Source organism: Amycolatopsis orientalis DSM 40040 = KCTC 9412 (genome assembly GCF_000478275.1).
Taxonomy (GTDB): domain Bacteria; phylum Actinomycetota; class Actinomycetes; order Mycobacteriales; family Pseudonocardiaceae; genus Amycolatopsis; species Amycolatopsis orientalis.
Genome location: NZ_ASJB01000080.1, coordinates 340,051 through 358,599, shown reverse-complemented (window position 1 = coordinate 358,599; position 18,549 = coordinate 340,051). Strand labels below are relative to the sequence as shown.

Annotated in this window: 19 protein-coding genes; 14 read left to right on the top strand and 5 right to left on the bottom strand. The window is 68.3% G+C overall.

The genetic code is table 11. From position 1 onward, the window contains the following. Positions 1 to 56 precede the first annotated feature (56 nt). The 5 genes from L324_RS29480 to L324_RS29460 all read left to right on the top strand — a co-directional run bounded on the left by L324_RS29480 (position 57) and on the right by L324_RS29460 (position 3,577). Positions 57 to 1,694, top strand: coding sequence for an acyl-CoA carboxylase subunit beta (locus L324_RS29480; protein WP_037315989.1), 1,638 nt, complete (start codon positions 57 to 59; stop codon positions 1,692 to 1,694). Then, positions 1,691 to 1,909: an acyl-CoA carboxylase subunit epsilon gene (locus L324_RS29475; protein ID WP_037315986.1), complete on the top strand. Its 219-nt coding sequence runs from the start codon at positions 1,691 to 1,693 to the stop codon at positions 1,907 to 1,909. The genes L324_RS29480 and L324_RS29475 overlap by 4 nt, the downstream gene beginning before the upstream one ends. A 112-nt stretch (positions 1,910 to 2,021) precedes the next feature. Continuing rightward, a complete protein-coding gene (locus tag L324_RS29470; RefSeq protein WP_037315984.1) occupies positions 2,022 to 2,843 on the top strand; it encodes a helix-turn-helix domain-containing protein in 822 nt (273 codons plus the stop codon). 210 nt (positions 2,844 to 3,053) lie between these two features. Continuing rightward, entirely contained in the window at positions 3,054 to 3,260 is a 207-nt protein-coding gene (locus L324_RS29465) for a DUF397 domain-containing protein (RefSeq protein ID WP_037315981.1), read from the top strand. Beyond that, a complete protein-coding gene (locus tag L324_RS29460) occupies positions 3,257 to 3,577 on the top strand; it encodes a hypothetical protein (RefSeq protein ID WP_037315978.1) in 321 nt (106 codons plus the stop codon). Before L324_RS29465 ends, L324_RS29460 begins: the two co-directional genes overlap by 4 nt. A gap of 65 nt (positions 3,578 to 3,642) precedes the next feature. Here L324_RS29460 and L324_RS42895 read toward each other — a convergent pair whose 3' ends face one another. Further along, positions 3,643 to 3,783, bottom strand: coding sequence for a hypothetical protein (locus tag L324_RS42895; protein WP_161780892.1), 141 nt, complete (start codon positions 3,781 to 3,783; stop codon positions 3,643 to 3,645). 53 nt (positions 3,784 to 3,836) lie between these two features. Between L324_RS42895 and L324_RS29455 the strand changes: the two genes are divergently transcribed. After that, positions 3,837 to 4,463 carry a PadR family transcriptional regulator gene (locus L324_RS29455; RefSeq protein WP_037315975.1) on the top strand — a complete coding sequence of 209 codons (627 nt, stop codon included), beginning with the start codon at positions 3,837 to 3,839 and terminating at the stop codon, positions 4,461 to 4,463. Next, positions 4,444 to 6,060, top strand: a complete 1,617-nt coding sequence (locus L324_RS29450) for a DHA2 family efflux MFS transporter permease subunit (RefSeq protein WP_081736509.1) — start codon at positions 4,444 to 4,446, stop codon at positions 6,058 to 6,060. Before L324_RS29455 ends, L324_RS29450 begins: the two co-directional genes overlap by 20 nt. A 170-nt stretch (positions 6,061 to 6,230) precedes the next feature. Here L324_RS29450 and L324_RS29445 read toward each other — a convergent pair whose 3' ends face one another. Then, positions 6,231 to 8,036, bottom strand: coding sequence for a glycoside hydrolase family 3 protein (locus tag L324_RS29445; RefSeq protein ID WP_037315970.1), 1,806 nt, complete (start codon positions 8,034 to 8,036; stop codon positions 6,231 to 6,233). Positions 8,037 to 8,202: 166 nt separating this feature from the next. Between L324_RS29445 and L324_RS29440 the strand changes: the two genes are divergently transcribed. Beyond that, positions 8,203 to 8,841 carry a Maf family protein gene (locus L324_RS29440; protein ID WP_037315967.1) on the top strand — a complete coding sequence of 213 codons (639 nt, stop codon included), beginning with the start codon at positions 8,203 to 8,205 and terminating at the stop codon, positions 8,839 to 8,841. 100 nt (positions 8,842 to 8,941) lie between these two features. Next, positions 8,942 to 10,309, top strand: a complete 1,368-nt coding sequence (locus tag L324_RS29435) for a dicarboxylate/amino acid:cation symporter (RefSeq protein ID WP_037315964.1) — start codon at positions 8,942 to 8,944, stop codon at positions 10,307 to 10,309. A 141-nt stretch (positions 10,310 to 10,450) separates the two neighbouring features. On the opposite strand, the gene L324_RS29430 is transcribed toward L324_RS29435, so the two are convergent. Beyond that, positions 10,451 to 11,131, bottom strand: coding sequence for a hypothetical protein (locus L324_RS29430; RefSeq protein ID WP_081736508.1), 681 nt, complete (start codon positions 11,129 to 11,131; stop codon positions 10,451 to 10,453). Between the two features lie 83 nt (positions 11,132 to 11,214). On the opposite strand from L324_RS29430, the gene L324_RS29425 reads away from it, so the two are divergent. The 5 genes from L324_RS29425 to L324_RS29405 all read left to right on the top strand — a co-directional run bounded on the left by L324_RS29425 (position 11,215) and on the right by L324_RS29405 (position 14,919). Then, positions 11,215 to 11,499 carry an SAV_915 family protein gene (locus L324_RS29425; protein ID WP_037315958.1) on the top strand — a complete coding sequence of 95 codons (285 nt, stop codon included), beginning with the start codon at positions 11,215 to 11,217 and terminating at the stop codon, positions 11,497 to 11,499. A 150-nt stretch (positions 11,500 to 11,649) separates the two neighbouring features. Then, positions 11,650 to 13,440, top strand: a complete 1,791-nt coding sequence (locus L324_RS29420) for an acetyl/propionyl/methylcrotonyl-CoA carboxylase subunit alpha (RefSeq protein ID WP_037315955.1) — start codon at positions 11,650 to 11,652, stop codon at positions 13,438 to 13,440. A 46-nt stretch (positions 13,441 to 13,486) separates the two neighbouring features. Continuing rightward, the gene (locus L324_RS29415; RefSeq protein ID WP_037315952.1) at positions 13,487 to 13,951 is read left to right on the top strand and encodes a DUF1707 SHOCT-like domain-containing protein; all 465 of its coding nucleotides are present in this window, start codon (positions 13,487 to 13,489) and stop codon (positions 13,949 to 13,951) included. 41 nt (positions 13,952 to 13,992) lie between these two features. Further along, entirely contained in the window at positions 13,993 to 14,367 is a 375-nt protein-coding gene (locus L324_RS29410) for a DUF1707 SHOCT-like domain-containing protein (RefSeq protein WP_037315950.1), read from the top strand. Positions 14,368 to 14,388: 21 nt separating this feature from the next. Beyond that, entirely contained in the window at positions 14,389 to 14,919 is a 531-nt protein-coding gene (locus tag L324_RS29405; protein ID WP_145926818.1) for a GNAT family N-acetyltransferase, read from the top strand. Between the two features lie 143 nt (positions 14,920 to 15,062). Here L324_RS29405 and L324_RS29400 read toward each other — a convergent pair whose 3' ends face one another. Then, a complete protein-coding gene (locus L324_RS29400; protein ID WP_037315947.1) occupies positions 15,063 to 16,526 on the bottom strand; it encodes an aldehyde dehydrogenase family protein in 1,464 nt (487 codons plus the stop codon). 66 nt (positions 16,527 to 16,592) lie between these two features. Further along, positions 16,593 to 18,332, bottom strand: a complete 1,740-nt coding sequence (locus tag L324_RS29395) for a glycerol-3-phosphate dehydrogenase/oxidase (RefSeq protein ID WP_044854512.1) — start codon at positions 18,330 to 18,332, stop codon at positions 16,593 to 16,595. Positions 18,333 to 18,549 lie beyond the last annotated feature (217 nt).

The following is an 18,549-nucleotide window of genomic DNA, read 5'->3' as shown; positions in this document are numbered from 1 at the left end:
CGGACGTTGCCTACGCCACACGCGAAGTGACCGTCGAGTAGCTAGGCTGCGGTTTCATGAGCAGTGCGACGGAGCCGCTCGGGACGCCGCCCGAGGATGAACCGGACATCCACACCACGGCCGGGAAGCTGGCCGACCTGTACCGCCGGTATGACGAGGCGGTGCACGCGGGTTCCGCGAGGGCGGTGGAGAAACAGCACGCCAAGGGCAAGAAGACCGCTCGCGAGCGGATCGACCTGCTGCTGGACGCGGGGTCGTTCGTCGAACTCGACGAGCTGGCCAAGCATCGCTCGGTCAACTTCGGCCAGGAGAAGAACCGGCCCTACGGCGACGGCGTCGTCACCGGCTACGGCACCGTCGACGGGCGTCCGGTGTGCGTGTTCAGCCAGGACGTCACCGTCTTCGGCGGTTCGCTCGGCGAGGTGTACGGCGAGAAGATCGTCAAGGTGATGGACCTGGCGATCAAGACCGGCCGCCCGATCATCGGCATCAACGAAGGCGGCGGCGCGCGGATCCAGGAAGGCGTCGTCTCGCTCGGGCTCTACGGCGAGATCTTCAACCGCAACGTCAAGGCGTCCGGCGTCATCCCGCAGATCTCGCTGATCATGGGCGCCAACGCGGGCGGGCACGTCTACTCCCCCGCGCTGACCGACTTCGTGGTGATGGTCGACAAGACCTCGCACATGTTCATCACCGGCCCCGACGTCGTGAAGACCGTGACCGGCGAAGAGGTCTCCTTCGAGGAACTCGGCGGCGGGCGCACTCACAACACCCGTTCGGGTAACGCGCACTACCTCGGATCCGACGACGAGGACGCGATCGCCTACGTCAAGGAACTGCTCTCGTTCCTCCCGGCGAACAACCTCTCCGAAGCGCCGCGTTTCGAGACCGACGCATCCAAGCCCGGGTTCTTCGACGACGTCACCGACGCCGACCGCGAACTCGACACGCTCATCCCCGACTCGCCGAACCAGCCGTACGACATGCACGAGGTCATCACCCGCGTCGTCGACGACGGCGACTTCCTCGAAGTGCACGAGCTGTTCGCGCCCAACATCCTGGTCGGGTTCGGCCGGGTCGACGGGCGCAGCGTCGGCATCGTGGCCAACCAGCCCACCCAGTTCGCCGGCTGCCTCGACATCGACGCCTCCGAAAAGGCCGCGCGCTTCGTCCGCACCTGCGACGCGTTCAACATCCCGGTCCTGACCTTCGTCGACGTCCCCGGCTTCCTCCCCGGCACCGACCAGGAATGGAACGGCATCATCCGGCGCGGCGCGAAACTGATCTACGCCTACGCCGAAGCGACCGTCCCGCTCGTCACCGTCATCACCCGCAAGGCCTACGGCGGCGCGTACGACGTCATGGGATCCAAGCACCTCGGCGCCGACATCAACCTGGCCTGGCCGACAGCGCAGGTCGCGGTCATGGGCGCGCAGGGCGCGGCGAACATCGTCCACCGCAAGACCCTCGCCGCGGCCGCCGCCGACGGCAAGGACGTCGACGCGCTGCGGGCCGAACTCATCCAGGAGTACGAAGACACCCTCCTGAACCCCTACGCGGCGGCCGAGCGCGGTTACGTCGACTCGGTGATCGTGCCCGCGCACACCCGCGGTCACATCGCCAAGGCACTCTCGCTGCTCCAAGGCAAACGAGAGACCCTGCCACCCAAGAAGCACGGGAACATCCCGCTGTGAGCGCGCCCGAAACCCCGCTGCTGCGGATCGTCCGGGGCAATCCGAGCGACGCCGAACTCGCCGCGCTGACCGCCGTCGTCGCGGCGGCGGCGAGCGCGCGGGCGCCGGAACCGGCGCCGAAACGGGATTCGTGGTGGGCGGACAAGGCTTCGCTCGTGCGGGCCCCGCTCGTCCCCGGCGAAGGTGCCTGGCGGGCTTCGGCGCTTCCTCGCTGAGCCGCCCGGCGAACGGGGCGGATCGGGCATCCGCGGACTATCGTGTCAGGTCTGGCGAGCCATTCTTCGCGGCTCGCCGGACCTTGATCCACGACGCCCCAGAAAGCCGCGCGTGACGAACCAGGACCACCTCTCCACCGAGTTGCGCCGTCTGCGCAAAGCCGCCGGGTTGTCCGGTACCGAGGCGGCGAGACTCACCGGCCTCAGCCAGTCGAAGGTCTCGCGGGTCGAAACCGGCGCCTTCATGCCGACCGAGGAACAGGTCGTCGCGCTGTGCGGCGTCTACGGCGCGCCCGCCAAGATCCGGCGGGCGCTGGTCGCGATCACGCGGGACCTCCGCGAAGAGGCGTCGTCGGCCCGCGTCGTGCTGCAACGGGGCGCCTGGCGGATGCAGCAGCGCATCGGCAAGATCGAGTCCGCGTCCGCCCGGATCCGCGCCTTCCAGCCGACCATCGTGTTCGGCCTGCTCCAGACCCGCGACTACATCACCGCGCTGTTCGGCGATTCCCTGCCCGACGGCGAGCGCGACCAGACGGTCGAAGCCCGGCTGGAGCGCCAGCGGATCCTCGAATCCGACCGCGATTTCCACTTCGTGCTCACCGAAGGCGCCCTGCGCTGGAACATGGGCGGGGCGGCGACCATGGTGGCCCAGCTCGACCACCTCATCGACCTGTCCTGCCACGGACGGGTGCGGCTGGGCGTGATCCCGTGGACCACGCCGGTGTCCGTGCCGGTTCTCCACGGCTTCGACATCTACGACTCGCGCGCGGTGCTGCTCGGAACGCAGACGGCGACGGCCCTCGTCACCGACGAACGCGAAGTCGCCGATTACGAGAAGAACTTCGCCGAAGTCGAGCGCTACGCGACCTACGACGACGTCGCGTGTTCGCATCTGGCGCGGATCGCGGCCGACTACCGGAGTCTCACCGGCTGAACCGCTCCAGTGACCAAGGACTCTTGGCGCTATGCACCCCCAGAGTGCATCGTGTGTAAAGCAGCTGTCGGTGAAGGCCCCATTTCGTGCGCTGAACGCGATCAAGGGAACCGCTCGGCGAACCGTGGGGACAGATCATCCGAAATCGCCAACCTTGCTGCCGCGCAACCCGTCTACTTGCCGAAACAGTCACTGGGGAAAGGCCCTCCGATGACCACCTGGCACGAACGCATGACCGACTGGCACAAGTCGACTTACACGCACTGGGAAGAGAACGCCTGCGTCGAGGTCGGCGGACTGCCCGGTCTGGTCGGCATCCGCGACACCAAGCAGTGGGCACTGCCCGCCGAGACCCGCCCGATCCTCGTGCTTCCGGCCGAGTCCTTCGCGGCGCTCATCGACCACTTGGGCCGATGAACGACGTCGCCGAGCCGTACATGGTCCACGATCCGCGGGAGATGGCGGGCCAGCTGATCAACGGCAACTGGATCGTCGCCCGGTGGGAGCACCTCGGCGAAGACGAGGACCTGGACCACTGGACGGCCGTGCTGCGCGAGAACTGCGAAGAACTCGGCGTCGATCCGTACGTCATCAACATCCCGCGCAAGAACCTGACGATCGTCTTCAACGGCGCGCTCCCCGCGCCGACGTTCGAACAGCTCGAGAACTCGATCGCGGCCATCGAGTACCACCGTTTCCTCGACCGCGAGATCGGGCCGAGACCGCTGAACTAGGAGATCTTGGGGGCGGCACGCGTGCCGATGTGAAGGCATTCCGTGCCGCGCACCAGATCCAGGTCCTAGGGCGACGAGAAGTCCGTCCTCCCGTCGGCGAGTCCGTACCTCGACCGCGAATCCGCGTACTGCCCGATGAACGCGCCGTCATGGCCGAATCCGGGCGTGCCATCCCAAGCGGGCCCCTTGTAGCCGGGCTGCGCCATGCCATATAGTCCACGCGGAATAGTCGATACGGAATCTTCCGAGAGGATCAGCCATGGCCGCGAAGCTCACCCCGCTCGCCATCGCGGTGCTGGAACTGCTTCACGAGCGGCCCATGCATCCGTACGAAATGGCGCAGCTGATGCGGGAGCGCTACGTCAGCAGGCGCGTCAAGGTGAAGGCCGGATCGCTGTACCACACCGTGGATCGCTTGGTACAGAACGGTTTTGTCGAGGTCGTCGAAACGCAACGGGACGGGAAACGCCCCGAGCGGACCGTTTACGCGATGACGGAAGCCGGTCTCGACGAGTTCGTCGACCGGGCCAAGGGCATGCTCAGCACCCCGGCCGAGGAGTACCCCGAGTTCCTCAGCGGCCTCGCCGTCATCGACGAACTCGGCCCGGAGATCTCGGTGGCCCAGCTCAAGCACCGCGTGCTCCAGCTGCAGGCCGCCGCCGCGTCGGACCAGGTCGTCCTCGACAGCCTGGTCAACGAGAAGCACCTTCCAGAGGTCTACTGGCTCGACTGGTCCTACGTGACCGCGCACCGCGCCTTCGAGCTCGAGTGGACCCGAAAACTCATCGAAGACCTGGAATCCGGCCGCATCCGCTTCCAGGGTCACTGCACACCCCAGCTGAACCTGGTCACCGAGGACGAACCCGATGAACGCAAGACAAGCTAATCCCTGGGCGGCGCTTTCCGCGCTGTGCCTGGGTTTCTTCATGATCCTGCTGGACACCACGATCGTTTCGACCGCGATTCCCTCGATGCTGCGCGAACTCGGCGCCGGACTGAACGCCATCGTCTGGGTGATCAGCGTCTACCTGCTGACGTACGCGGTGCCGATGCTGTTCGCCAGCCGCCTCGGTGACCGGTTCGGCCCGAAACGGGTCTATCTGGCAGGCCTCGTGGTGTTCACGCTGGCCTCGGTGTGGTGCGGCCTCTCCGGCTCGGTCGAGATGCTCATCGCGGCCCGCGCGGTGCAGGGACTCGGGGCCGCTTTGATGACGCCGCAGACACTGGCGTTCATCAGCCATCTGTTCCCGCCGTCGAAACGCGGACCGGCCATGGGGCTCTGGAGCGGCGTCGCCGGGATCGCGGCGATCGCCGGACCGCTGCTCGGCGGCGTGCTCGTCGACCACCTCGGCTGGGAATGGATCTTCTTCGTCAACCTGCCGGTCGGCGTGGTCGCGCTGACGCTGGCGCTGCTCAAGGTGCCGGACTGGCAGCCCAAACACTCGCATTCCTTCGACATACCCGGGATCCTGCTGTCCGGCGCGGGGCTGGCCTGCGTCGTGTACGGCGTCCAAAATGGACAGCAGTACGACTGGGGGCGGGTGTTCGGCCCGATCACCGTCTTCGAGATCATCGGCGCCGGCATCGCGTTGCTGATCGCTTTCGTGGTGTGGCAACGGCTCAACCGCCGCGAACCGCTGCTGCCGCTGGCCGTCTTCGCGAACCGCAATTTCTCGGCGGGCACCCTGACATCGGTCACCGTCGGCTTCGCGATGACCGGCATGTTCCTGCCGCTGGTGATCCACCTTCAGGCCGTGCTCGGTGAGACCCCGACGATGACCGGCCTGCTGTTCGCGCCGATGTCCTTGCTGGCCGGGCTGATCGGCCCGTTCGTCGGCAAGGCGTCGGACAAGGTCGACGGCAAGATCCTGCTCGTCATCGGCCTGATCTCGCTCGCCGCGGGATTGGGTCTCGTCGCCCTGCTGGCCAGGGCCGGCGCGAACGCGTGGGCGCTCACCCCGGCGCTGGTGGTGGCGGGCGCGGGGATCGGGTTCATCTTCGCCCCCATGGGCAATATGACGATGAGTTCGGTGGAGCCGCGGCTCACCGGGACCGCGTCGGGGATCTACAACACCGCCCGGCAGGTCGGCGGCGTCCTCGGCAGTGCCGCCGTCGGCGTGCTGCTGCAGGCGCGGATCAGCGTGTCGATCGCCGAGGAGGCCGCGACCGCGGCGACCGCGTTGCCCGAGCAGTACCGCGCGTCGTTCGTGGAAGGCATCACGAAGGCCGCGGAATCGACCGGCGAGTTCGGTTCTTCCGGGCAGGGGCCGATCCCGGGACTCCCCTCCGGGGTGGCGGAGCAGGCTCAGCGACTCGCTCTCGAAGCCGTCCACAATGGACTGACCGACGCGGCCAGGGTGACTTTGCTGCTCCCGGCTGGCGTACTGCTGCTGGGCGTGCTGGCCGCACTCACGATGCGTCGTCCGGCCCCGCGATCCCCTCATCCGGCCGTCGCCCCCGAGGCCTCCGTCACCGCCGCCTGACCCGAGCCCGCGTTTAGTCCTCTGAATGCGGGACGCCGGGCCACCCCCTCGACGCATTCAGAGGACTAAACGCGTCAAGGGGTTGGCCCGGGGAGCGCGATGAAGGGGCCTTTCATCGCAAATTCGCGATGAAAGGCCCCTTCATCTCATCCGCGGGAGGGCGGAGTTTCCTACCGGCGGTACCGCAGGCCGAAGCCGTACGGGTACAGCGCCTTCTTGCCGTCGCCGACGTTCACCGGTTCCTGAGCCGCGCTGGTGGGCCAGCTGAACGTCAGCTTCCCGGTCGGGTTGTAGTCGCCGTAAAGGACATCGGCGACACCGGCGCCTTCACTGCCGGGGAGCCAGGCGGCGACGAGTCCGTTGAAGCCTGGCACCTGCGGGGCGATGTCGAGCGGACGACCGGACACGGTCACCACGACGACCGGGACCCCGGAGCTCTTCAGCTTGGCGATCGTGGCGAGGTCCTCCGCGTCGAGTCCGAAGCCGTCGGGCCGGTCTCCCTGCCCTTCGGCGTACGGCGTTTCGCCCACCACGGCGACCGCGACGCGGTAGCTCTTGTCGATTCCGTCACCCTCACGGTCATACGTCACCGTGGTTCCCTTCCCCGCCCCCGACTCGATGCCGTCGAGGATGGTCGTGCCCGGGATGACCGGGCCGCTCTGCCCTTGCCAGGTCAGCGTCCAGCCGCCCGCCTGGTTGCCGATGTCGTCGGCGTTCTTGCCCGCGACGAAGATCTTGTTGTCCTTCTTCGCCAGCGGCAGCACACCGTCGTTCTTCAACAGCACCTGCGATTCGCGGACGGCCTGCCGGGCCAGCTCGCGATGTTCCTTGCCGCCGAACGTCTTCTGGAGCGAACGGTCGGTGTACGGACGCTCGAACAGGCCGAGCTTGAACTTCTGCGCCAGGATGCGCCGGTTCGCGTCGTCGATCCGGCCGGTGGAGACGCGGCCCGCCTCGACCTCGGCCTTGAGATAGGAGATGAACTGCGGCGCGTCCCACGGGACCATGAACATGTCGATGCCCGCGTTGACCGAAAGCCGCACCTCCTCGGGGGTGAAGCCTTCCTGGCCGTCGATCTGGTTGATCGCGTTGTAATCCGAGATCACCAGGCCGGAGAACCGCAGTTCCTTCTTGAGGACGTCGGTGATGAGGTACTTCTGGGCGTGCATGCGCACCCCTTGGAAGCTGGAGAAGGAGATCATCACCGAGCCGACACCGCGGTCGATCGCCTCGCGGAACGGCGGCAGGTGGATCTGGCGCAGTTCGCGTTCGCTGATCTCGGTGTTGCCCTGGTCGACACCGTTCGTGGTGCCGCCGTCGCCGACGTAGTGCTTCGCGGTCGCGAGCACCGAACCCGGCTTCTCCCCGAGCCTGCGCCCCTGGAGACCGGTGATGGCCGACGCGTTCGCGATGGCGTCGCGCGGGGATTCGCCGAAGGATTCGTAAGTCCGGCCCCAGCGGTCGTCACGGGCGACGCACAGGCACGGGGAAAAGTCCCACTGCGGCCCGGTTCCGGCGACTTCCAGTGCCGTCGCGCGGCCGATCTTCTCGACCAGGCGCGGATTGTGGGCGGCACCGAGGCCGATGTTGTGCGGGAAGATCGTCGCGCCGTAGACGTTGTTGTGGCCGTGCACGGCGTCGACGCCGTAGATCGTGGGGATGCCGAGCGGCGTCGAAACAGCCGCTTTCTGGTACGAGTCGACCATGTCGGCCCAGCCGTTCGGCGTATTGCTGGCCGGCACGGAGCCACCGCCGGACAACAACGACCCCAGTTTGAGGGCGGCGGCCTGTTCCGGCGTGACCGCACCGCGTTCGGCCTGCGTCATCTGGCCGATCTTGTCGTCGAGACTCATCCGTTTCAGCAGGTCATCGACCCGCATGGAGACTGGAGCGTGGGGATTCCGGTACACCGGCCCGGTCGCGGCCGACGCCGTCGGCGCCAGGGCCGAACCGGCCAAGAGCAGTCCTGCGAGCACTGTGGTTTGCGTCGTGCGAAGCGATCTTCTGACGCGGAGGCGGGACGACATTGTTTCCTCCGTAGCTCGAACAATCCATATGTTGCGCGCCACAACAAACTAGCTCCACGATCGGGTGTCCCAGGTCACAATTAGGCAACGGAGGGTCGTCGAGTACCTTCCGGATGTGCGTTTCGTCCTCGCGTCCCAGTCCCCCGCCCGCCTCGCCGTCCTGCGCTCCGCCGGCCTCGATCCGAGCGTCGTCGTCTCCGGCGTCGACGAGGACGCGGTGGCCGCGTCCCTGATCGATCCGACCCCGGTGGAGCTGGTCCGGGCGCTCGCCGTCGCGAAGGCCGAAGCGGTTTTCGAGGCGCTCGTCGAGTCCCACGAAGGAAGCGCCGACATGGTCATCGTCGGCTGCGATTCGATGCTGTCGATCGGCGGCGAGATGGTCGGCAAGCCGATCACGCCGGAAGTCGCGCGTGAGCGCTGGGCGTCGATGTCCGGCAAAACCGGTGAACTTCTCACCGGGCACGCGATCATCCGCGTCGAGAACGGCATGAGGACGAAGGAAGCGTCCGGGACCGAAGGGACCACTGTTCGCTTCGGCACACCTTCACAGGAAGAGGTCGACGCCTACATCGCGTCCGGCGAACCTCTCCAGGTGGCGGGCGGCTTCACCCTGGACGGGCTGGGCGGCTGGTTCGTCGAGGGAATCGACGGCGACTTCTCCAGCGTGATCGGGATCAGCCTGCCGCTGACCCGGCGTCTCCTGACCGAGATCGGCGTGAGCGTCGTCGATCTTTGGACCCGTCCCGCATCCTGAGACAGCTCCCACACGATCGGGTGATCCGGAAGAGTCCTGCTCGGTCGAACGTTCTTCACGTTCGGCAAATCAGGAAACTTTCACGCACCGGAGTCGCCCCGTGTCTTTCATTCGGACCTACACCAGGCCAAGGGTCTTCGCGGCGGCTGTCCTCGGCTCGCTCGTCGTGGGCGCCCTGCTCGGCATCCTCGCCAGGACGACCGAGACGAGCTGGCTGACCGAACTGCTCGACCAGATCGGCACGATCTTCACGACGCTGCTGCAGATCGCGGTGATCCCGCTGGTCTTCACGGCGATCGTGGTCGGCATCAACAGCCTGCGCAACCTCGGCGGTGGCAAGAAGGCCGCCCGGCTGGGCGGCAAGACCGTCCTGTGGTTCGCGATCACCTCGTTCATCGCGTCGCTGATCGGCATCGCCGTCGCGAAGCTGTTCAACCCGGGCAGCGGCGGCCTCGGCGAAGGTGTCGCCGCGACCGCGAAGAACGCGGACAAGGCGACGAAGAGCGTGGACCACTGGGGTTCGTGGAGCGCCTTCATCGACGGGCTGCTGCCGAAGAACTTCCTCACCGCGTTCACCGAGGGCGAGACGCTCCAGGTGCTGTTCCTCGCCGTCCTGATCGGTGCCGCCGCGTACAGCCTCGGCGACAAGGCCAAGCCGTTCGTCGACTTCACCACCAGCGTCTTCGAGATCATCCAGCGCTACCTCGGCTGGATCGTCCGGCTGGCCCCGATCGGCATCATCGGCCTGATCGGCGCGGCCGTGTCGAACTACGGTGACGCGCTGTTCCGGCCGCTGCTCAGCACCACGCTCGCGGTGTACGTCGGCTGCTTGCTCGTGCTGTTCGTGGTCTACCCGATCCTGCTGCGGTTCGTGGCGAAGGTCAGCCCGCTGAAGTTCTTCGCCAAAGCCGGCACGGCGATCCAGTTCGCGTTCGCTTCGCAGTCTTCCGCCGCGACGCTGCCCCTGACCCGTCAGTCCGCCGTCAACCTCGGCGTCCAGCCCGCGTACGCGGCCTTCGCGACTCCGCTGGGCAGCGCGACCAAAATGGACGGTTGCGCCGCGGTGTTCCCGGCGATCGGCGCGATCTTCATCGCGAACCTGTCCGGCGTTTCGCTGAACATCTGGCAGTACGTCGGCATCGTCGTGGTCGCCGTCCTCGGCGCGCTGGCCACCGCGGGCACCACCGGCTGGCTGACCGCGCTGACCCTGACCACCGCGTTCATCGGCCTCGACGCGCAGCAGGTGGCGCTCGGGATCGCGCTGATCTACTCGGTCAACCCGATCATGGACATGATGCGGACCGCGACCAACGTCGCGGGCCAGATCGTCGTGCCGGTCGTGGTCGCCCGGAGCGAGGGCCTGCTGGACGACGAGGTCCTCAACTCGCCGACCGACCCTTCGCCCACTCACGACGGCGAAGCCGCTACGCAGCCGAAGGAGCCCGTCGCGGCAGGCGCGACCTCCTGACCCCTTGATGCGCGTGAAGGCCCCCTTCCCTCGGCTGAGTCGAGGGAAGGGGGCCTTCACGCGCTTCCCTGCGCACAGGTCGCGTTTAGCCCGCTAAAGGCGACCCGGGGGCAGGCGATAGCAAAGGTCCCTTGCTCTCTTTCAGGGGCAAGCGCGCAGGTCGGCGCGGCTGAGCCGGACGTCCGGCCAGCCCCTCAGCTCCGAGGGCGCGGTGTAGCGGCGCGTGCAGCCCACCGAGCCGCGGGCGACGTCGTAGACCTCCGCGAGCACCGGCGCCGCCTGGCAGCGGGCCGACCCGGACTGCGCGCCGGGGCATTCGTGCCGCACGACGATGACGTCCGCGATGCCGTCGGCGGTCACGTCGTTCAGGGCGATCGTCCCGGCATCGGAGAGGTACGGCTTCCCGGTGTCCCGCCAGATCCCGCCGCGCGCGACGAACACCTCGCCCGTCGAGCCGCCGCTGACGTCACCACGCACCAGGCACACCGGCGTCGCGCCGTCGACACAGCGCAGAGAATCGCCCTTGAGGGTGACCCCCAGGTCGTTGATGATCAACGGGAACACCGTGTCCGCGCCGAACCGGATCGAGCCCTGCTTGCCCGCTTCGTCGGCCAGCAGCACGACGGGCACCCCGCCGACGGTCATCGCGCCGACCTCCCGGCAGGCCGAGTGGCCGCAGCTGACCCCCGGCGCGCTCGGGGCGGCGTCGGGAACGGGCGGCTGCAGGTCGTCCGCGGGTGCGGGCGCACCGGGACGGAGCAGGATCACGGCCACGATGACCCCCGCCGTCACCACGACGGCCAGCACCGCCGTGAACAGCACGGATCGCGGCGTCCGCGCTTCCTGAGTCCGCATATCCGAGAGCGTAAGTGATCTAGCACAGAGTGCACGTCTATGTTGTTCCCGTGACGAACCCCGGATTGCCCAACGCCCTGTTCCTCCCCACGGCGAAAAAGCCGAAGGACTTCACGCGCGCGGAGATCGAACTCCGCAGGACCGGCGACGGCCGGATGGCGCTGATCGCCTTCAGCACGGTTCAGCGCCTGACCGAGTGCTGCGGCCCGCACCAGCCGTGGGCTTTGGTGAAGTCCGAGCATCTCGGCCGCGTCTACCAGGCCCAGCCGTACGACCTGATCGTGCTCGATTCCGACCTTCCGGAAGAACTGCGGCACCGCGAGGCACTGGTGTAAGGCCTGATAGAAGAACTGAGGCACCACGGCGCGCTGGTATAAACGAAAGTCACTGGGTGGCCTTGCTCTCACTGAGCGGCGCCGGAATTTCCGTAAACTGCTGCGGAGCCGCATCGGGGCGGCCCGACGTACGAGCGCAGGAGGTACGGCGTGACCGAGCAGGCCGGCACAGGTGGTCCGGTGACCAAGATCCTGATCGCGAACCGCGGGGAGATCGCGGTACGGGTGATCAGGGCGGCGAAGGACGCCGGGCTGACCAGCGTCGCCGTCTACGCCGATCCGGACCGTGACGCACCCCATGTCCGGCTCGCGGACGAAGCCTTCGCCCTCGGCGGCACCACCGCGGCCGAGAGCTACCTCGTCTTCGACAAGCTGCTCGACGCCGCCAAGCGGTCGGGCGCCGATTCGGTCCACCCTGGCTACGGCTTCCTGTCCGAGAACGCCGACTTCGCGCAGGCGGTGATCGACGCCGGGCTGACCTGGATCGGGCCGAGCCCGCAGGCCATCCGCGACCTCGGGGACAAGGTCACCGCGCGCCACATCGCGCTGCGCGCCGGTGCCCCGCTCGTGCCCGGCACGAAGGAGCCGGTCGCGAACGCCGACGAGATCATCGCCTTCGCCGACGAACACGGCCTGCCGGTCGCGATCAAGGCGGCGTTCGGCGGTGGCGGCCGCGGCCTCAAGGTCGCCCGCACCCGCGAGGAGATCCCGGAGCTGTTCGAATCCGCGACCCGCGAGGCGATCTCCGCCTTCGGCCGCGGCGAATGCTTCGTCGAGCGGTACCTGGACAAGCCGCGTCACGTCGAGGCCCAGGTCCTCGCCGACCACCACGGCAACGCCATCGTCGTCGGCACCCGCGACTGCTCGCTGCAGCGGCGCCACCAGAAGCTGGTCGAGGAGGCGCCCGCGCCGTACCTGACCGACGAGCAGCGCAAGCGCATCCACGAATCCGCGAAGGCGATCTGCAAGGAAGCCGGCTACTACGGCGCCGGGACCGTCGAGTACCTCGTCGCCGTCGACGGCACGATCTCGTTCCTGGAGGTCAACACGCGGCTGCAGGTCGAGCATCCGGTGTCCGAGGAGACCACGGGTCTCGACCTCGTGCGCGAGATGTTCCGCATCGCGCGCGGCGAGAAGCTGCGCATCACCGAAGACCCGGAACCGCGGGGTCACTCGATCGAATTCCGCATCAACGGCGAGGACGCCGGCCGAGGCTTCCTGCCCGCGCCCGGCACCGTGACGAAGTTCGTCGCGCCGAGTGGGCCGGGTGTCCGGGTCGACTCGGGTGTCGAGTCCGGCAGCGTCATCGGCGGCCAGTTCGACTCGATGCTCGCGAAGCTGATCGTCACCGGTTCGGACCGGCAGAACGCGCTCGAGCGCAGCCGTCGCGCGCTGGCCGAGATGGTCGCCGACGGGATGGCGACGGTCCTGCCGTTCCACCGCGTGATCGTGAACGACCCGGCCTTCATCGGCGACGAGAACGGGTTCAGCGTGCACACCCGCTGGATCGAGACCGAGTTCGAGAACACCATCGAGCCGTTCGTCGCCCCCGAAGCCGCCGAGGCCGAGGAAGAGCAGCCCCGCCAGAACGTCGTCGTCGAGGTCGGCGGCCGTCGTCTCGAAGTGTCGCTTCCCGGCGGTTTCTCGCTCGACGCCGGTGGCGGCGGCACGGCGGTCAAGGCCAAGCCGCGCAAGCGCGCGGGTGGCACCAAGGCCGCGGTGAGCGGCGACGCGGTCACCGCGCCGATGCAGGGCACCATCGTCAAGGTCGCCGTCGAAGAGGGCCAGCGCGTCGAAGCGGGCGAGCTGGTCGTCGTGCTCGAAGCGATGAAGATGGAAAACCCCGTCACCGCGCACAAAGCGGGCACCGTGACCGGTCTTTCGGTCGAGGTCGGCGCGGCGGTCACCCAGGGAACGCAGCTGTTCGAGCTGAAAGACTGACGAATGTCGTGGTCGGCGGCACCTCGCTCGGCATACCATCGAAAGGGTGAGCGAGGTTCCGTCACCGCAGCTGCGGATCAGTGATCAGGATCGCGAGTCCGCGCTGACCGCGCTCGGCGATCACTTGAGCGTGGGCAGGATCGACATCGACGAGTTCGGCGAGCGGTCCGCTCAGGTCACCGCCGCCAAGACCCGCGGCGAGTTGTCCGGGCTCTTCGCCGACCTGCCCGAACCGCATCCGGTCTACGACAGGCCCATGCCGGTCGTGAGCGAGCAGGCGAAACCGGCGTCGAAATGGGCGGACATCTCCACCGCGCAGCGCGTCATGGGCGCGCTGCTGCCGATCCTCTTCATCGCCACCATCGCGCTCATCGTCACCACCGACGTCACTTGGTGGTTCATCCTCGTCCCGATCGGGATCAGCGCCGTCGGCGAGGGCATCTGGGGCAAGGGCTGGGACAGCGGCCCGAAGAAGCTCGCGAAGCAACGCCGACGGGAACTGGACGGCTGATCCGCCCGTAGACTCGGGACGTGAGTGCCGAGAGACCGGACATGCGGCTGAGCGACGCCGAACGCCAGGACGCGCTCGAAGCGCTGGAAGAACATGTCCGCACCGGCAGACTCGACCTCGACGAGTTCGGCACGCGGTCGGCGAAGATCACCGCCGCGAGGATGGTGAGCGACCTCGAACCGCTGTTCACGGACCTGCCGTCGCCGAGACCCAGCGCGCTGCTCCCGCTCGCCCCGATGCCCGGCGTCGCCCAGGCGTCGGCGAAGAACGAGATCCAGCCGTCGAAATGGCTGACCGCCAGCGCCGTGCCGATCGCCGCGGCGGTCGCGATCGCGCTGTTCTTCTTCACCCGCGGGACCTTCCTGGTGTTCCTGCTGCCGCTGGCGGTGGCGCTGATCATGAGCCGCCGTCGCTGAAGGGCCGGTTACCCTCGAAGGGTGGAACCGGTGGAGATCAACGCGGGCGAGTACTACCTGCGGCAGCTGCGGGCGGACAAGGCCCTCGACGACCGTCCGGCGCTGGTCGCGGCCTTCGCCGATCCGACGCACCGCAAGTACGTCCTGAACTATCGCTTGCGCGACCTCGACGAGGCGACCGAGTACGTCGCGTTGCGCGCGGCCCAGTGGGCCGGTGACGAACGCTGCTCCTGGGCGGTGGCCGAGCCGACGACCGGGGAGCTGCTCGGCGAGGTCGGCCTGCGGGATCTGGATCTCGACCTCGGCTACGCGGAGGCGTCGGTCTGGGTGCGCGCGGCCTCACGGGGCAAGGGAGTCGCGAGCACCGCGCTGAGCGCGGCCCTGCGGTTCGGGTTCGGCGGGCTCGGCCTGCGCGAGGTCAGCTACCGCTACGAGGAGACGAACGAGGTTTCGGCCTCGGTCGCCCGCAAGTGCGGGTTCACCCTGATCGGTCCCGAACCGGCCCCCGCTCCGACCGGGGAACGCCTCATCCGCTGGCACCGCACCGCCTGACACGTCGCGTTTAGCGGGCTAAACGCGACGCGTCCGGAGCGCGACCCCCCGCGTTTCGTCCTCTGGATGCGGTAACTACCGCGTTCAGAGGACGAAACGCGGGGTAGGCGCGTCGCCTTTAGCGGGCTAAACGCGACGCGTCGTCAGAAGGGGTAGGTGGGGGGCGGGTTCCGGACGGTGACCCAGCGGGTCTCGGTGAAGGCCTCGATGTTCGCCGCCGCGCCACCGAAACGGCTTCCGGTGCCCGAAGCCGCGACGCCGCCGAAGGGGCTGTTCGCCTCATCGCTGACGGTCTGGTCGTTGATGTGCACGATCCCGGTCGGGACCCGATCGGCCAGCTCCAGTCCTTTGAGGACATCCCGCGTGACGATCCCCAGCGAGAGCCCGTACTCGCTCGCGGTGGCGAGCCGGATGGCCTCCTCCGCGTCGGAGAACCGCACGACCGGCGCGACCGGGCCGAAGATCTCCTCCGCGACCGCGGGTGCGGTCGGCGGCACGTCGGCGAGCACGGTCGCGGCGTAGAACAGCTCCTCGTATTCGGCACCGGCGGCGACCCGCGCGCCCGCCGCGACGCTGGACGTGACCAGCGCGTGGATCTTGTCCCGTTGCCCGGCGTCGATGATCGGGCCGAGCGCGACCTCGTCCCGCGCCGGGTCGCCCACCCGCAGCGCGGCCGCCTTGGCCGCGAGCCGCTCGACGAAGTCGTCGTAGAGCCGCTCGTGCACCAGGTGCCGCCCGGTGGTCATGCAGATCTGTCCCTGATGGAAGAACGAGCCGAACGCGGCGACCCCGGCGGCCTCGTCCACGTCCGCGTCGTCGAGCACGATGAGCGCGGAGTTCCCGCCCAGCTCCAGATGTGCCCGCTTCAGATGCTTCCCGGCGAGTTCGCCGACCTTGCGTCCGGCGCCGGTCGACCCGGTGAACGAGATGACCCGGACCGCCGGATGCGTCACCAGGGTCTCGCCGACGTCCGCGCCACCGGGCAGCATCTGCAGCACTCCCGGCGGCAGTCCCGCCTCTTCGAAGATCCGCGCGAGCACCACGCCACCGGTGACGGCGGTGCGCGGATCCGGTTTGAGGATGACGGCGTTCCCCAGCGCGAGCGCCGGGGCGACCGAGCGGATGCCCAGGATGATCGGCATGTTGAACGGCGAGATCACCGCGACGACACCGGCCGGGACCCGCCGCGCCATCGAAAGCCGCGGTTCCTCACTCGGCAGCAGTTCGCCGTACGGGCGGCCTGGCAGGGCCGCCGCTTCGTAGCACTCCTGTTCCGCCACGTGCAGCGAGAACCCCGCCACGCCGGGGACGGCCCCGACCTCGCGGACGTTCCACCAGCTGATCTCGTCGGCGTGCTCGGCCCACAGCCGCGCCGCGGTGCGCAGGACGGCGGCACGCCGGACGTGCGGTGTCGTCGCCCAAGCCCGTTGCGCCTCGGCCGCGGTTTCCGCCGCCTTCGCGGCGTCTTCGGCCGACGCGATCCCGACACTGCCCAGCACCGCACCTGTCGCGGGCTCCGCGACATCACGGACGCCGCCGGTGCCGGGCACCCACGAGCCTCCCGCGAAGATCCGGTCCGTCCACGTCGACGAGTCGAGAAACACCACAAGGCCGCCTTCCGTCTCGGGGAGGCCGACGCTATTGCAGGTTCACCCGATCGGGCAATGATCGGATCAACTCACCGGTTCGATGATCCCCGAACGCGCTTCCGGCGCCGCCGACCGCAGCGCGTCCGCGGCCTCGTCACTCGGCTGCGACTGGGATTCCCGTTCCGCGTCGACGCGTGCCTTGTAGACCTCGACCTCGCGCGTCGCCTGCTCCTTGGACCAGCCGAGCACCTCACCCACCAGCGTGGCGACCTGCTCGGCGCAGTCGACGCCGCGGTGCGCGTACTCGATCGAGATCCGCGTCCGGCGCGCCAAAACGTCTTCCAGGTGAAGCGCGCCCTCGTGGCTGGCCGCGTAGACGACCTCGACGCCGAGGTAGTCCGGCGCGTGCTCCAGCGGCTTCAGCAGCTCCGGACGTCCTTCGCCGAGCGCGAGGACCTCGTGCACCATCGAGCCGTACCGGTCGAGCAAATGCCGGACGCGGTACGGGTGCAGTCCGTGCTCCGAGGCCAGGTGGTCGGCCTGGTTCACCAGGGCGTGATAGCCGTCGGCGCCCAGCAGCGGCACCTTGTCCGTGATGGACGACTGCGGCCTGCCGGGAAGGTCGACCGCGGCGGCGTCGACGGCGTCGGCCGCCATCACCCGGTAGGTGGTGTACTTCCCGCCGGCGATCGCGACCAGCCCCGGCGCGACCCGGGCGACGGCATGCTCGCGCGAGAGCTTCGAAGTCTCTTCGCTTTCCCCGGCGAGCAAAGGCCGGAGTCCCGCGTAGACACCTTCGATGTCGTCGTGCGTCAGCGGTGTCGCGAGCACGGTGTTGACGTGTTCGAGGAGGTAGTCGATGTCGTGCTTCGTCGCGGCCGGATGCGCGAGATCGAGGTTCCAGTCCGTGTCGGTGGTTCCCACGATCCAGTGATTGCGCCACGGGATGACGAACAGGACGGACTTCTCGGTGCGCAGGATCATGCCCGATTCCGAGACGATCCGGTCGCGCGGGACGACGATGTGCACACCCTTGCTCGCGCGGACGCGGAACCGGCCGCGGCCACCGGAAAGGCGCTGCAGTTCGTCGGTCCAGACGCCGGTGCAGTTGACCACCGCGGAGGCGTGGATCTCGGTCTCGCGGCCGTCCTCGACGTCGCGAACGCGGACGCCGGAAATGCGGTCCGCCTCGCGGAGGAAACCCACCACCTGGGTGGAGGTGCGCACCACGGCGCCGTAGTGCGCGGCGGTGCGGGCGACCGTCATCGTGTGCCGCGCGTCGTCGGATTGCGCGTCGTAGTAACGGATTCCGCCGATCAGCGCGGAACGCTTCAGCGCCGGGACCATCCGCAGCGCACCCGCGCGGCTCAGGTGTTTCTGGCCGGGAACCGACCGGGCACCGCCCATCGTGTCGTACATCAGCAGGCCGGCCGCGGTGTACGGCCGCTCCCAGACGCGGTGGGTCAGCGGGTACAGGAAGCTGACCGGCTTCACCAGATGCGGCGCGATCGTGGTCAGCATCAGCTCGCGTTCACGCAGGGCTTCGCGCACCAGACCGAATTCCAGCTGTTCGAGGTAACGGAGCCCGCCGTGGAAGAGCTTGCTCGACCGGCTCGACGTCCCCGAAGCGAGGTCGCGCGCTTCGACCAGGGCGACCCGCAGGCCCCGGGTCGCGGCGTCGAGCGCGGTGCCCGCCCCGACCACGCCGCCGCCGATGACGACCAGGTCGAATTTGTCCTCGCTCAGGCGCTGCCACGACTCTTCCCGCTTGAGCGGTCCCAGCCTGGCGGGGCTGTTTTCGGCTTCGCGCTGAGAGCTTGCCACGTGACATTCCTCCTTGGTGCCGCTGTGTCTCCAGCATCGCACGATCGGCCGCGACCGGTCCGTTATGCGGGTGACACATGTGGCGTAACCCTCGTCGATCTTGGAAGGATTGGGCCACCGGATGCCTGGAAGGAACAAATACGCGACGGTAACGTGCCTCGGACGTGGGTCGGCAAGGGCGCCGTAGCACACCGTGTTCGACCCTGCGCGGAATGTC

Excerpts from the sequence above, each read along its gene's own strand:
- L324_RS29480 (WP_037315989.1), top strand. The coding sequence starts at position 57 with ATGAGCAGTGCGACGGAGCCGCTCGGGACGCCGCCCGAGGATGAACCG.
- L324_RS29465 (WP_037315981.1), top strand. The coding sequence starts at position 3,054 with ATGACCACCTGGCACGAACGCATGACCGACTGGCACAAGTCGACTTAC.
- L324_RS29460 (WP_037315978.1), top strand. The coding sequence starts at position 3,257 with ATGAACGACGTCGCCGAGCCGTACATGGTCCACGATCCGCGGGAGATG.
- L324_RS42895 (WP_161780892.1), bottom strand. The coding sequence starts at position 3,783 with ATGGCGCAGCCCGGCTACAAGGGGCCCGCTTGGGATGGCACGCCCGGA.
- L324_RS29455 (WP_037315975.1), top strand. The coding sequence starts at position 3,837 with ATGGCCGCGAAGCTCACCCCGCTCGCCATCGCGGTGCTGGAACTGCTT.
- L324_RS29450 (WP_081736509.1), top strand. The coding sequence starts at position 4,444 with ATGAACGCAAGACAAGCTAATCCCTGGGCGGCGCTTTCCGCGCTGTGC.
- L324_RS29410 (WP_037315950.1), top strand. The coding sequence starts at position 13,993 with ATGCGGCTGAGCGACGCCGAACGCCAGGACGCGCTCGAAGCGCTGGAA.